Origin of the sequence: uncultured Ruminococcus sp. (genome assembly GCF_937915125.1) — a bacterium.
Taxonomy (GTDB): domain Bacteria; phylum Bacillota; class Clostridia; order Oscillospirales; family Ruminococcaceae; genus Ruminococcus_C.
In genome coordinates, this window is sequence record NZ_CALDMP010000036.1 from 1 (window position 1) to 15391 (window position 15391).

General features: G+C 48.5%; 8 protein-coding genes. 2 read left to right on the forward strand and 6 right to left on the reverse strand.

Annotated elements, in window-relative coordinates:
- The first annotated feature begins 117 nt into the window (after positions 1–117).
- Entirely contained in the window at positions 118–1638 is a 1521-nt protein-coding gene (locus Q0418_RS04285) for a polysaccharide biosynthesis C-terminal domain-containing protein (RefSeq protein ID WP_298482572.1), read from the forward strand.
- Between the two features lie 33 nt (positions 1639–1671).
- Here Q0418_RS04285 and ybaK read toward each other — a convergent pair whose 3' ends face one another.
- From ybaK to Q0418_RS04315, 6 genes are all read right to left on the reverse strand, one after another.
- Complete coding sequence (gene ybaK / locus Q0418_RS04290) at positions 1672–2160, reverse strand: Cys-tRNA(Pro) deacylase (RefSeq protein WP_367276222.1); 489 nt, start codon at positions 2158–2160, stop codon at positions 1672–1674.
- Between the two features lie 264 nt (positions 2161–2424).
- The gene (xylA, locus tag Q0418_RS04295) at positions 2425–3747 is read right to left on the reverse strand and encodes a xylose isomerase (RefSeq protein ID WP_298482574.1); all 1323 of its coding nucleotides are present in this window, start codon (positions 3745–3747) and stop codon (positions 2425–2427) included.
- A gap of 108 nt (positions 3748–3855) precedes the next feature.
- On the reverse strand, positions 3856–4779 hold the full coding sequence (locus tag Q0418_RS04300; RefSeq protein WP_298482576.1) for a hypothetical protein: 924 nt from the start codon (positions 4777–4779) through the stop codon (positions 3856–3858).
- Positions 4780–5107: 328 nt separating this feature from the next.
- The gene (locus tag Q0418_RS04305; protein WP_298482577.1) at positions 5108–5458 is read right to left on the reverse strand and encodes a sigma-70 family RNA polymerase sigma factor; all 351 of its coding nucleotides are present in this window, start codon (positions 5456–5458) and stop codon (positions 5108–5110) included.
- 7 nt (positions 5459–5465) lie between these two features.
- Positions 5466–7172: a recombinase family protein gene (locus tag Q0418_RS04310; protein WP_298482579.1), complete on the reverse strand. Its 1707-nt coding sequence runs from the start codon at positions 7170–7172 to the stop codon at positions 5466–5468.
- 772 nt (positions 7173–7944) lie between these two features.
- Positions 7945–8217: a hypothetical protein gene (locus Q0418_RS04315; RefSeq protein ID WP_298482580.1), complete on the reverse strand. Its 273-nt coding sequence runs from the start codon at positions 8215–8217 to the stop codon at positions 7945–7947.
- Between the two features lie 202 nt (positions 8218–8419).
- On the opposite strand from Q0418_RS04315, the gene Q0418_RS04320 reads away from it, so the two are divergent.
- A partial coding sequence (locus Q0418_RS04320) for a GLUG motif-containing protein (RefSeq protein WP_298482582.1) occupies positions 8420–15391 on the forward strand: 6972 nt, incomplete at its 3' end.

Consider the following 15391-nt stretch of genomic DNA (forward strand, 5'->3'; position numbering starts at 1 on the left):
AAAGCCGTCAGGCGCTCTTTGTGCGGTGTTGCCTTAGATGTTACAGAATACTAGGCATGTTTCCCCGAAGCTTGGCATAAGCTGAATTGTGCGGAAAGCCGTGAAGGGGGAATTGTCATGCGCAAGCGCAGTGTTGTCCGGGATACCATTCAAATGACAGTGATCCAATTTTTTCTGGAATGTCTGTCGCTGTTGTTCAACGCCTGGATGACACGGCGTGTGGGTGCGGCAACGGTGGGGACGCTTGCCCTTGCCGGTTCATTTTTCAACCTGGCAGCTATGGTAGCTGGCGGAAATGCCATGCTCTGCGCCAGCCGCTTCGTGTCCGAAGAACTTGGGTACAAGGAAGGCTGTCCGGGAAGGATCTTGCGCTATGCCATTTCCTTTTGTATGATGCTGTCGCTGCCGGTGGTCACGGGGATTTTCTGGTTTGCACAGCCTCTGAGCCGTCAGTTTCTGCAAAGCGAAGCTATGGCGAATTCCGTGCGGATGATGGCAGTGCTATTACCCTTGGGGAGTATCAGTGCCTGTCTGAAAGGGTATTTCAATGCGGTATGCCGGGTGACAGTGACGGCGTTCTGTGATGTCATGGAATTTCTTCTGCGTGCCGGGCTTCTGGTGATGTTGCTCTTCTGGAGCGGCACCACAAAGCCGGAACAAGTCTGCACGTATCTGGTGTACAGTATGGCAGCCGGGACAATTTTCACGGCAGTGACATTGTCTGTCCTGTATATCCGCCGCCGGGAACATGGCACCGGAAAATGCAGCGTCAGCTTCTGGAAATATGTGCGGCTTGCTGTGCCGGTGGCATTTGGGGGATGCCTGACCTCCGGACTCAGTACAGCGAATGATGCACTGATTCCCATGACCCTACGTCAGTTCGGGGATAGTACCAGCCGGGCATTGCAGCAGTTCGGTACCTTTGAGGGCATTGTGATTCCCGTGCTGTTCTTTCCATCGACGATTTTGTGTGCTCTGTCCGGTATCCTGATTCCAGAAGTGGCACGAGCCAATGCTGCCGGGAATCGGGAACGGGTGTGTCAGCTGACGGAACGTGTCATTGAAATGACGCTGATCTTTGCCATTTTAATTGCAGCGATTCTTCTGAAATTCGGCGGTGTCATTGGCTATTGGATGGATGGCGGCACGCTGTCCGGGCGGATGATTCGGATTTTGGCGCCAGTAGTGCCCTTTATTTATCTGGAAATCGTACTGGAAGCGCTCATCAAGGGTATGGGCAAGCAGAATTTTTCTTCCCTGAATTATCTGGCGGAATATGTCATCCGCATCTGCGTGGTGCTCATTTGTATTCCACTGTTCGGATTTTATGGCATTGTGGCGTCTTATTATACCAGCAACGTGTTCGGCAACTGCAATCGGCTGCGCATGGCAGTAAAAACGGCAAACCTGCGGTTTCGCTTTGGAAAGCTTGTGGGGAAACCGCTGTTTGCCGCTGGATTTTCTTTTGCAATGGCATCTCTGCCAGGTGTATTCTGTCCGACACTCAGGGACAGTGTGTCGGGTATGGTACTGTTTCTGGGGATCGCACTGGTGCTGTACGGGCTGGTGTTCTGGCTGCTGCGGGAAAAAGAGGAGCAGCAGGTTATCCGAGCATCGGTTTTGCCGCTTCAAAGATAGCTATGATAAGGTAATCACTTTTTGTGTTCATTTTCAACGCACAATAATATCCACCAGCTGAAATGGTACGACCTTTTCCAATCCATCCAGCGAAAGCTCCAGTTGATGTCCGATTTTTCCGGCGCTGCACAGAATCGTGGGGAAATCTGCTGCCGTCTGATGGATGGTCGTGCGGAACAGCTTTTTCATGCCCACGGGAGAACAGCCGCCGTGGATATATCCCGTCAGGGGTAGCAGTTCCTTGGATTTGCACATGGAAACTGCCTTTTCTCCAACTGCGGCAGCAGCTTTTTTCAGATCCAGTTCCTCCGCAACGGGGACGAGGAATACGTAATGCTCCCCGGATTTTCCCACTGTGACCAGAGTCTTAAATACCTGCGCCGGGTCTTGTCCCAGTGCGGCAGCAAGTTCCACGCCGGTGTGCTGTCCCGTAGCTTGTTCCCAACAGCGGTGGACATAGGGCACTTTCGCCTTGTCCAGAATGCGCATGGCGTTTGTCTTTTCCACTTTTTCTTTTGCCAATCTGATCTCTCCTATTCTACCAAAACGGAGCGCCGAACATGTGCAGACATGTCCATGCGCTCCGTTATTTTTTATTTATAAGGCGATACCGCACAAAGAGCGCCTGGCGGCTTTGTACGTCATATGCTTGCATATTTTGCGTCATATTTCACAAAAATGCTCGTGAATACACAAAGTATTCACTGCGCTTTTTGTTTCATCTGACGAAAAATCTGACGGCGCATCTGACGCACAATCTTTGTGCGGTATTGCCATAAATGAATCTTAGAGGCTGAACATGATTTCGTTCATGATGGATTCCAGCAGTTCCTGACGACCGCTGGTGAGAGAAGCAGTAACTTCGCCCTTTTCCAGTGCATACTTTTCCAGATCAGCCATAGTAGCCTTGCCAGCGATGATGTCAGCACCGATACCGGTCTTCCAGCTTGCATAACGATCCTCGGTGAACTTGTCGATTCTACCATCGGTGATCATCTTGTCTGCAATGCGCAGACCCAGTGCAAATGCATCCATACCAGCGATGTAGCTGTGGAAGATGTCTTCCAATTCGAAGGAACCGCGTCTTGCCTTGGCGTCGAAGTTCAGACCGCCGTTGGTGAAGCCGCCTGCCTTCAGTACTTCATACATGCAAAGTGCAGCGTCGTAGACATTGGTCGGGAACTGGTCAGTATCCCAGCCCAGCAGAGGATCGCCCTGGTTTGCGTCGATGGAACCAAACATGCCGTTGGTTCTTGCGACACGCAGCTCGTGCTGGAATGTGTGCTGTGCCAGTGTTGCGTGGTTTGCTTCGATGTTCAACTTGAAATCCTTCTCCAGACCATACTTGTTCAGGAAACCGATAACAGTTGCAGAGTCAAAGTCATACTGGTGCTTGGTGGGTTCCTTGGGCTTCGGCTCTACATAGAAGTCGCCGGTGAAGCCGATGCTTCTTGCATAGTCCACTGCCAGGTGCATCAGACGAGCCATGTTGTCCAGCTCCAGACCCATGTTGGTGTTCAGCAGGGTCTCATAGCCCTCACGGCCGCCCCAGAATACATAGCCCTGACCGCCCAGCTTTACAGTTGCGTCAATGGCACTCTTGATCTGTGCAGCTGCATAAGCAAATACATCAGCGCTGGGGGATGTACCTGCACCGTGCATGAATCTCGGATGATCGAAGCACTTTGCTGTGCCCCACAGCAGCTTTTTGCCGGTCTTGTCCTGCATTTCCTTACACAGGTCTACGATCTCAGCCAGCTTTTCGTTGGTCTCAGCCAGAGAACCATATTCCGGGGACAGGTCTCTGTCGTGGAAGCAGTAGTAGTCAATGCCCAGCTTGTCCATGATCTCAAATGCAGCGTAAACCTTTGCCTTGGCACGCTCAGTGGGATCGGAACAGCCCCAGCTCTTGTCAGTGGTGCCGCAACCGAACATGTCCGTACCATCACCGCCCATGGTGTGCCACCAGGACAGCGCAAACTTCAGCTGCTCACGCATGGTCTTTCCGGCAATGATTTCATCCGGATTATAAAACTTGAATGCCAGCGGATTTTTGGAATCCTTTCCCTCATAGGTGATTTTCGGGATAGTTTTGAAAAACTCGCTCATGATAAAATCCTCCTGAAAATAGAAGTAAAATAATATATCGAAAAGTGCACTGTACCTTTTATAATGTATAGTGTACAGTACACATTTCATTTGAGACGAAACAGGCGTTTACAGCAAAGAGATTTGTCGGTTCTCTTTTGCAAAATAATCTTCCAGAACTGCAATATAGGTACGGAAGCAGACGGAATCCTGACAGGTCAATACGTCATTTTCCTGTGGGACACCCAGCTGTTCCAGCTGGGCATCGGACAGATCTTTTAAATAAACCTTTTCCGTATCCGGTGCAATCCCCACTATGGCTTTCTGGGATGCGTTCAGATCCAGCGTGATATCTTCGGAAATTTCAAGAAGCTGTGCTGTGATCTCCGAACGGGAGACCGTCGTCCACTCTGCGTGTACTTCCTCATTGGGAACAGGACGCTCCAGATAAACCGTGCGGTCATAGCCAACAGCCACAAAGGAGATGAATGGCAGATCAATATCACGATCATTGGGCTCTACATGCACCGCAATATTACCGCCGGAGCTGTCATCCGTCTGAATGATCTCATACCGATATGCGCCGGAAGGGGAAATGCCGGATTCCAGTATGGTCTGCTGTGTTGTAGGTGTGAAAAAAGAGATCATCATAAAATACGCAAGAGATCCGAGCACATAGAGTAGCAGATAGATGACACCAAAAATCGTTTTTGTTGTTTCGCCGGCACCAGACAGAAAAAAGATAATGAGTGCGGTTACAGCGATGGGAATGATCAGTTCCCATTTGCCAAAGCATAGCAACACCAGGGGCAGTATGGCTGGCAACAGCACAATGCTCACCAAGCGTGTCAGTATCTGAAACCGGCTGTAAAGCATTGCCGCAAGTGCTGCAAAAGAAACAGCGGACAAGGCAATACAGAATGTGATTTTGTCGGGGATGGAAACTTCATAGAATACTGCCAGGTAGGAAAACCAGCACATCAGTGCACAGTATCCCACACCCAACAGAGAAACCAATCGTCTCCACCAGATATTTGAAGAATTTGAATTCATGAACCAAGACCCGTCTGTGCACCAGCATGTGGTGTACAGACTTTTCCTTTCCTTGACGAAGATGCACTTATGCAACAAGAAAATGCACCTTTGGCTGAGATATCGTGTCGTTCGAAAAAGCGATTTAAAGCCGATCAGCATGCGCTTTGAACCGATGTATTGTTCCTGTATACAGAAATAACCTACAGAAATCTGCGCTGAACAACAGTTCTTCTTTCTTATTATATCATTTTTTTCGGGTCGTGGCAAGTACTATTGCAAAAAAAATTGAAAATTTGGCGGAGACCAATGGAATCATTGTGTGGATATGGCGGCTTTTTCTTCTGTTTCATTGCGGTGTATGGTATTGCCGGCGTAATTTTTCAATGGCGTGTTTTTCCAGACGGGAGACATAGGAACGAGAGATATCCAGCTTTTTCGCCACTTCACGCTGAGTCATAGGCGCACGGCCGTACAGACCATACCGATGCACCAGGATCTCAATTTCACGCGGCTCCAGGCATTGTTTCAGATACTGGTACAACTGCTTGGATTGAATCAGGGTGTCCACCAGTTCCGGGAGATCGGTTCCGTCATCAATAATATCCATGAGCGTCAGTTGATTGCCGTCACCGTCAGTTTCGATGGGTTCACCCATGTAGATCTGATCAGCACGTTTTTTCTGTGAGCGAAAACTCATGAGTATTTCATTTGTAATCCATACGTAGCGGCTCTAAATTGGCATCATCAGAGGGCTCGATCTCATCATTTTCTGCTCCGAAGAAGTAAATATGGATATTATTTCCATCCCATACAACTTTACGAACAAATGTACGGATCGCAGATCGCTTTTGTTCGATGGGCAAGCTGTCAAAGGAATCTGCAAAAGAGCAGAGAGATTCTGCCAGACTTTCAAATTCTGTATCAGACAGGATATCGGCTTTTGCCAGATCTTCGTACTCCTGGATCTGCGTTTGAAGTGCTTTTGTCTTTTCGTCCAGTTCGTTGATCTCTTTCAAAATATAATCCCGTGCAGAAGTGCCTTCAGCAGTTGTAAGGGATGACACAAGATTTTTGATCTTTGCTTCGTGATCTGATTTTGATTTTCGGAGAGATCTCAATTTTTCCTGGTAGGATGCGTCATTGATATTCAGACTTCTCTGTTCCTTTCTGAGCATGGTCATAAATGCAGATTTGTCTTCGGAGAGCTTTTTGATCTCAGCACAGACCATTTTGTCCAGTTCGTTTCCGTTGGGACGTTTCATGTCGCATTTCTGACTTTTGCTTTTTTCCTTCAATTCGCAGAGGTAATCATAGATCAATTCGCCGTCCTTATTCTTTCTCTGAGAAAGCTTCGGGCGCATGAAACTGCCGCATTTTCCGCAGAACAGCAGTCCTGAGAGCAGGGCAACATTGCTTCGCGGTTTGCGGTAGGATTTGGATTTGTTCTGTTCCAGGAGTTTTTGTACTTCCACCCAGTCATGACTGGAAATGATTCCTTTATGTTTTCCTACAGAAATGATCCAATCTTTCATATCCCGGATCTCGTTTGCTTGTCCGACTTTCTGACTGGTTTTGTTATAAGCAGTAATGCCATATTTTCCATTGAATTCAGATTGTTCAGAGTAAATATCCATGTCTCTTGTCTCGAAATAATTCCAGGCAGTTTCGTCAGCTATGAGATAGACTGGATTGGAAAGGATTCCCTTGATGGCGAAACGGGAGAAAGGCTTATTATTTTTGGAACGATAGTCATTCTGAAGCAAAAAGGTTTCTGTTTTTGACAAAGAGCGGTATTCCAGAAATTTTGCATAGATCAGTTTCACAAGTTCTGCTTCTTCAGGAATGACCTCGAGCTTGCGTGCTTTTCTTGTTTTTCCGTCTATTGTGATACTCCCGATGGTTTCCACGCTTTTGTAGCCTGTCGGGGGATTCCCGCCGAGCCATCTGCCGTCCTTTGCAAGCTCCAGCATATTGTCACGAATGCGCTCTGCAATGGTTTCACGCTCCAGCTGCGCAAATACAGAGGCGATATACATCATGGCTCTGCCCATGGTAGTTGATGTATCAAACTTTTCGCTGACGGAAATGAAGGACACATTTAATTTGTTGAGTTCTTCTATCATGGAAGAATAGTCACAGACATTTCTGCTGATCCGGTCTAACCGATAGCAGACGATACACTGGATTTCCTTTTGGCGGCATAATTTCATCATCTTCTGAAATTGTGGCCGATTGGTATTCCCCCCGGAGAAGCCCTCGTCTTCAAAGATCAGAATATCTTCGTCGGTTATGTCGGGATAGGAGAGGCAAATATTTTGTTTACATAATTCGATCTGATTCCCGATGCTTTCACCTTTGCCTGTGAATCTGGACTTTCTGGAATAGATTGCAAATTTACGGTTGTCTTTCATTGCACTCGCTCCTTCCGTATATGTCTTTAAGGTAATACCGCACAAAGATTGTGCGTCAGATGCATCGTCAGATTTTTCGTCAGATGAAACAAAAAGCGCAGTGAATACTTTGTGTATTCACGAGCATTTTTGTGAAATATGACGAGAAATATGCAAGCATATGACGTGCAAAGCCGATAGGCGCTCTTTGTGCGGTGTTGCCTTAGAAAGAAATGCCCTGTGATGTAAATCGATCATCATAGGGCATTTTTTCGATTACCTTGCTTTTTCAGATATGATTTCAATCAGGGTATCAGCATTTTCCTTTGATAAATGCATGTTGTCGATTTTGCTTATGATAGCCTTGGCGTGAACTTCTGCGACCTTTTGTTCCATGTTTTTTATGTCTTCTTTGGATTTCGGATAATGTACGATCACCTGCATCTTATCACCGGCTTTCTAGCCATAGTGTATTCGCAGTGGATTGTACACTATTCTTTGAGGAAGCCCTTGATCCAAAAACATTTTCCATAACCAGAACAATCTTATCATTCAAATTATAGCATTTCTTTTTATACAATTATCTCATTTAATATTATTTATTTCTAATATTTCCTATAATTTATGTTGAGAAAATACATCCTTCATTTACAGTCAAATTAGACTAATGGTGAAATCAAACATGTATCGTTTTCCACCGAATCCCTGTAAAACAGCTTTGTCCACTTGGATCACCGCTGTTTTTTCGCTTTTTCATTTTCGAAAGCACCGGATTATTTTCCGAGAATTGCTTCTAAAATTCGCCGATATTGGTAAACCGACAGCAATTATTGTTTATACCAAATTGCTGATAACGTTCGAAAAGTTCATCAGTGAAAAGATAATCAGAAGGATTTCCTGTAATTTCACAGATGGTCTGAACGAATCCAGCAATAGATTGCTGTTTTGGTTTCGCTATATGACCATTTTCCGGAACGTAATCATGATACATTTCGTTTCCGGCAGTAAAAACATAATTGTCGATAGTTCCTGAGTCGATTATAGCATATTTTTTAGTTTTTTTCATGCGGTTGCCCTGGCTTTCTCTCTCAATTCTATTGACAAAAAATCATAATTATGTTATAATAAATGCAACAACAATTTGTTACATAATGTGTTGCTATAACCCGGAAATTTCCGGTTATGGATAAATCAAAATTTCAAGGAGGAAAATTCATGACAAAAAACTCAAACGACCACTTGCCTTTTTGTCAGCAATGGTGATGGTCATGGCGATGCTGTTATATTTCCCAAGCGGAACATTCAGCAGCCTTGACTGGGGACTAAAGGCGAGTGCGGAGGAAATTACACCGTCTGCACCGACAGACGGTGACGGCAGTTCAGAAAGCCCTTACCAAATCGGCACAAAGGAAGAGCTCTACTGGTTTGCGGATAAGGTAAACAACGAAAATTCTACTTACGGAAGTGCAAACGCAGTCCTCACGGCGGATGTTACCGTGAACAAGGGAACCATCACAGCAGCCAGCACAGATGCGACGCCCTGGACGCCCATCGGTAACAACTCGAACAAATACACCGGCACATTTGACGGACAGGGACACACCGTCAGCGGCTTATACTTCAATGATACAAATACTACAACCGGAAAATATGTCGGCTTATTCGGCTATGTAGGAAACGGCGGCAAGGTTTCCAATGTGGGCGTGGAGAATTCCTATTTCAATGGCTACGATTGTGTCGGCGGCGTGTGCGGATATAACACCAGTAGCGGCACCATCACAAACTGCTATAACACCGGCGCAGTCAGCGGCCGTGATTATGTCGGCGGCGTGTGCGGATACAGTGCTGACACCATCACAAACTGCTATAACACCGGCGAAGTCAGTGCAACTTCCGATTCCGCTTCTGTCGGCGGCGTGTGCGGATACAACGCCAGTAGCGGCGCCATCACAAACTGCTATTATCTGAAAACAGAGGATGGTCTAAGTGCAGTGGGATCAAATAATGGTTCCAGCAATGTCGAAACCAAAACCGCCAAGCAGTTTGCAAGCGGCGAGGTGGCTTATCTCCTCCAGAGCGGTCAGACAGCAGATGAAAGCGGAAATATTCCAGAGGTCTGGGGACAGACCATAGGAACAGACGATTACCCTGTTTTAGGCGGCGAAAAAGTAGATGCTACTACAGGTTGTGTTACATATAATAACAGTGGTGACACAGGTGAAAAGGGGCATAGCAATAACAACGGTTTCTGCACTAACTGCGGCGCTTATGACCCTGCAACACAGAACAAAGACGGATATTACGAAATCGGCAACGCAGGACAGCTTTACTGGTTTGCGGATAAGGTAAACAACGAAAATTCTACTTACGGAAGTGCAAACGCAGTCCTCACGGCGGATGTTACCGTGAACAAGGGAACCATCACGGCAACCAGCACAGATGCAACTTCTTGGACGCCTATCGGTAACAGTTCAAGCCAATACACCGGCACATTTGACGGACAGGGACACACCGTCAGCGGCTTGTATTTCAATGATGAAAGTGCTCGTGAAGTCGGCTTGTTCGGCGTAGTAGGGAGCGGCGGCAAGGTTTCCAATGTGGGCGTTGAGAATTCTTACTTTAACGGCGATTATGGTGTCGGCGGCGTGTGCGGAGCCAGTATTGGCGCCATCACAAACTGTTATAACACCGGCGCAGTCAGTGCAACTGGTGAAGATGCATTTGTCGGCGGCGTGTGCGGAGTCAGTGCTGGCGCCATCACAAACTGCTATAACACCGGCGCAGTCAGTGCAACTGCTACAAATGTATATGTCGGCGGCGTGTGCGGATTGAATTACGGCACCATCACGAACTGCTATTCTCTGGAAACAGAGGATGGTCCAAGTGCAGTGGGAGCAAATAATGGTTCCAGCAATGCTAAAACCAAAACCGCCGATCAGTTTGCAAGCGGCGAGGTCTGCTATCTGCTGAACGGTGCAGACGATGTGTTCACATGGCGGCAGAATCTTGGCACAGATACTCTTCCGACATTGGATCAGACCCACGGAAAAGTCTATGCAAGCTATCCCTGCCCTGCGGAATTCTCCAACACCAAGGCAGGCATTCCCACAGTGGAACACGAATTCGAGGACGGCATTTGTACCGCCTGCGGAGCATATGAAAGCGAACCGGAACAGATAGACGGCGTATACCAGCTGAAAACCAAGGCAGACCTCTACTGGTTTGCAGAACAGGTGAACAGCGGTAAGACCGACCTGGACGCAGTTCTTGCCAATGACATTACCGTGAATACCGGGGAATTGTCCGAGAGCACCACAGATGCAAAGGTATGGACACCCATCGGTAACTACGCCAACCCATACACCGGCACATTTGACGGACAGGGACACACTGTCAGCGGCTTGTATTTCAATGATGAAAGTGCTCATGAAGTCGGCTTGTTCGGCGCATTAGGGAGCGGCGGCAAGGTTTCCAATGTCGGCGTTGAGAATTCTTACTTTAACGGCGATTATGGTGTCGGCGGCGTGTGCGGATATAATGATAGAGGCACCATCACAAACTGCTATAACACTGGTACAGTAAGCGGCGATGATTCTGTCGGCGGCGTGTGCGGATATAATGCTGATGAAGGCACCATCGCAAACTGCTATAACATTGGCGCAGTCAGTGCAACTAATGAAGGTGCAGAAGTCGGCGGCGTGTGCGGAGTCAGTGTTGGCGCCATCACAAACTGCTATAACACCGGCGCAGTCAGTGCAACTGTTGAAGATGCATATGTCGGCGGCGTGTGCGGATGGAGTGATGGCACCATCACAAACTGCTATAACATCGGCGCAGTCAGCGGCGTGTGCGGATATAACACCAGTAGCGGCACCATCACAAACTGCTACTACCTCGCCGCAACAGAGGACGAGAACGGCGGCAAAACCTCTAATCAGTTCCACTCTGGCGAGGTGGCATATCTCCTTGCCCATGGCACAGACGGCGAGGTCTGGGGACAGGATCTGTCCGATGCAACCGCAGAGACTCTGCCGGAACTGAACGCTCCCAAGGTCTACAAGGCAACTGTGGACGGCAAAGCCAAATACCACAACCACACCGGAGACACTTGCGAATATTGCGGCGATCTGATCGAGCCGGCGTTCAAAAACGGTGCTTACCAGATCGGCACAAAGGAAGATCTCTACTGGTTTGCAGACTATGTCAACAGCGGCAACACTTCTGCAAATGCAGTCCTCACGGCGGATATTACCGTGAATGAGGGTACAATGACAGCAGATTCCACAGATGCTACCTCCTGGACGCCCATCGGTAACAGTTCAAGCGAATACACCGGCACATTTGACGGACAGGGACACACGGTCAGCGGCTTGTATTTCAATGATGGAAGTGCTTCTAACGTCGGCTTGTTTGGCGCAGTAAGGAGAGGCGGCAAGGTTTCCAATGTCGGCGTGGAGAATTCCTATTTCATTGGCTACGAACATGTCGGCGGCGTGTGCGGATGGAGTGCTGGCACAATCACAAACTGCTATAACACCGGCGCAGTCAGCGGCTATGATTATGTCGGCGGCGTGTGTGGATATAACACCAATAGCGGCACCATCACAAACTGCTATAATACCGGCGTAGTCAGTGCAACTTCCGATTACGCTTATGTCGGCGGCGTGTGCGGAGAAAATTACATTGGCACCATCACAAACTGCTATAACACCGGCGAAGTCAGCGGTTCAGGCAGTGTCGGCGGCGTGTGCGGATATAATAATGGAGGCACCATCACAAACTGCTATAACACCGGCGAAGTCAGCGGTTCAGGCAGTGTCGGCGGCGTGTGCGGAAAGAATAGCGATAGCGGCACAATCACAAACTGCTATTTATTGGAAACAGAGGGTGGTCTAAGTGCAGTGGGATCAAATAATGGTTCCAGCAATGCCGAAACCAAAACCGACGAGCAGTTTGCAAGCGGCGAGGTGGCTTATCTCCTTGCAAGCGGCACAGACGGCTCTATTTGGGGACAGGATCTGTCCGTGGAAACCAGCTATCCGGAACTGGGTGCACCCAAGGTCTACGGCGACGGCACGACTATCGAATACCACAACCACGGCACATCCCTCATCTGCGAACTCTGCAATGGAGTTGCTCTTTCCAAACCGGAGCAGATCGGCGGCGTATACCAGATCAGCAACGCACAGGAGCTGTACTGGTTTGCAGATTCTGTCAACAGCGGCAACACTTCTGCAAAGGCAGTCCTCACGGCGGATATTACTGTAAATGAGGGAACTATCACGGCGGATTCCACAAGTGCGACACCTTGGACGCCTATCGGTAACAGTTCAAGCAAATACACCGGCACATTTGACGGACAGGGACACACCGTCAGCGGCTTGTATTTCAATGACGAAGTTACAGATTATGTCGGCTTATTCGGCTATGTAGGAAACGACGGCAAGGTTTCCAATGTCGGCGTTGAGAATTCTTACTTTAACGGCAATAAGTATGTCGGCGGCGTGTGCGGATTGAATTACGGCTCCATCACAAACTGCTATAACACCAGTGCGATTAACGGTTCTGATTATCATATCGGCGGCGTGTGCGGATTTAATGATGGAGGCACCATCACAAACTGCTATAACACCGGCGCAGTCAGCGGCAATAATTATGTCGGCGGCGTGTGCGGAGATAATGATGAAGGCGCCATCACAAACTGCTATAACACCGGCGCAGTCAGTGCAACTGGTGAAGATGCAGAAGTCGGCGGCGTGTGCGGAGAAAATTACGGCACCATCACAAACTGCTATAACACCGGCGCAGTCAGCGCAACTGCTACAAATGCATATGTCGGCGGCGTGTGCGGATATCATGAAGAAGGCTTCATCACAAACTGCTACTACTTGACAGGCACAGCATCTGACGGCATCCATGGCAGTGATACAGAAGGCAGCGCTGTAGAGAAAGACGAAGCCACTTTCCACTCCGGCGAGGTGGCATATCTCCTTGCAAGCGGCGAAAACGGTTCCATCTGGGGACAGGATCTGACCGCTGCTGAAAGCTATCCTGCCCTGAACGGCGCAGCGGTTTATCGGACCAGCGGCTGCATCGGCTACAGCAACAGCAAGACGGCGTACACTGAACATACTTATGATGAAGATGGAATTTGTACCGTCTGCGGCGCAGAAAATGACGACCCCATGATCCGGCTGACCATTGACGAACCGGCAGAGATCGTTTACACCGGCGAAGCATTGGATTCGGCAGAACTGGTAACAGCTGACAGCACCGGCGCTATGACCTTTACCTGGAAATCCGGCGAGGAGATCCTGGAAGAAGATCCTACAGATGCGGGAGAATATGAGCTGATTGTGTCCATTCCGGCCACACGTTATTACGGCGAGGGAACCAAAACCTTCACCATTACAATTACCAAGGCGGAACCGGAATATACCGTTCCTACCGATCTGACGGCTACTTACGGCGATACGCTTGCAGATGTAGAACTTCCTGAGGGTTTTGCATGGCAGGATGAGGAGACAACTTCCGTTGGCAATGCCGGGGAGAACACGTTTATGGTGACATTCACGCCCGAAGACACGGCAAATTACAACGTTGTTGAGGATATCGAGGTAACTATTGACGTTGCCAAGGCTGAGCCGGAATATACTGTTCCTGTTGCCACTGCCACCTACGGCGATACCCTTGCGGACGTGGAACTTCCCACCGGCTTTACATGGCAGGATGAGAAAACCACTTCCGTTGGAAAGGCAGGGGAGAACAAGTTCAAGGTGACTTTCACGCCCGAAGATACGGACAATTACAACGTTGTCGAGGACATTGAGGTAACTATTGACGTTGCCAAGGCGGCTCCCACTGTCACCCCGATCATCGAGGATAAAACCTACAGTGAAGGCGACGATATCCCGGCAATTTCCATCGGCAAGAACGATACGCCCGGTACGATTAAGTGGCTGGATGTCCAACTAGAGGCTCTGGAAGCAGGGGAGAACGTCCTGACATGGGAATTCACTCCGACGGATAATGACAATTACAACGTAGTCACTGGCACGATGATCGTTATGGCGGAGACTACTACGACAACGACTACTACAATCACCACAACAACAACCGCCACATCGACCAGCACTTCAAAGGCAACATCTGGCACAACAACCACAACGACTAGCAAAACTTCTACGAAATCCAGCGAAACAACTGCAAAGGCAACTTCCACCACAACATCCGGCACAACAACCACAACGACTGGCAAAACTTCTACGAAATCCAGCGAAACGACTTCCAAGGCAACTTCCACTACAACATCCGGCACAACAACCACAACAATTGGTGTAACTTCTTCGAAGACCAGCGAAACGACTTCCAAGGCAACTTCCACTACAACATCCGGCACAACAACCACAACAATTGGTGTAACTTCTTCGAAGACCAGCGAAACGACTTCCAAGGCAACTTCCACTACAACATCCGAAACCACAACGACTGGTGTAACATCTACCAACTCCAGCGAAACACCTACATCTACAGCAAGCACAACTGTTACATCTGCCGGACCTACCAACACCACTACCAGCAATACAACGATGACAACTTCCGGAACAACAGAAACGACCACTTCGACTACGGGCTCTACATCGACTTCTGCTGGCCCCACACAAACCACTTCAGACAGTACTACCACAACTACATCCAGCAAAACAACGACTTCCGAAACAACAGAAACATCAGCTTCAACCACATCTGCAACAACATCGACTACAACAAGCACTTCCGCAACCATAACGACAACATCGACAACGACTGCTACCACAGAACCCACAAAGACTACGACTTCCGAAAGCACAACAAGCACAACCATTTCCGCAACAACGGATACCACCGAAACCACAAGCAATACCACTGAAACCACAACCAACACAACAAACACCACTAACACAACAGCTACCGGAACAACGGACACCACCACGACCACCGAAACGGAGCAAACTGTTCTCACAGGCGATGCAAACCAGGACGGTAAGGTTGACCCTGACGATGCGTATCTGGTTCTGGTATACTACGCCGAGGAAATGGTGGGCAAGGAGCACACCATGTTCAACGATCCGGAACTGGAAGAATTGATCATCGAGGCATTGGACATCGACAAGGACGGCAATCTGGATGCAGATGATGCATACCTGATTCTGCTCTACTACGCACGTGTTTCTGTCGGGTCTGACGTGACCTGGGAGGAT

Bases quoted from the DNA above. Each gene is read 5' to 3' on its own strand.
- Q0418_RS04285 (WP_298482572.1), top strand. From the start codon at position 118: ATGCGCAAGCGCAGTGTTGTCCGGGATACCATTCAAATGACAGTGATC.
- xylA (WP_298482574.1), bottom strand. From the start codon at position 3,747: ATGAGCGAGTTTTTCAAAACTATCCCGAAAATCACCTATGAGGGAAAG.
- Q0418_RS04300 (WP_298482576.1), bottom strand. From the start codon at position 4,779: ATGAATTCAAATTCTTCAAATATCTGGTGGAGACGATTGGTTTCTCTG.
- Q0418_RS04305 (WP_298482577.1), bottom strand. From the start codon at position 5,458: ATGAGTTTTCGCTCACAGAAAAAACGTGCTGATCAGATCTACATGGGT.
- Q0418_RS04310 (WP_298482579.1), bottom strand. From the start codon at position 7,172: ATGAAAGACAACCGTAAATTTGCAATCTATTCCAGAAAGTCCAGATTC.
- Q0418_RS04315 (WP_298482580.1), bottom strand. From the start codon at position 8,217: ATGAAAAAAACTAAAAAATATGCTATAATCGACTCAGGAACTATCGAC.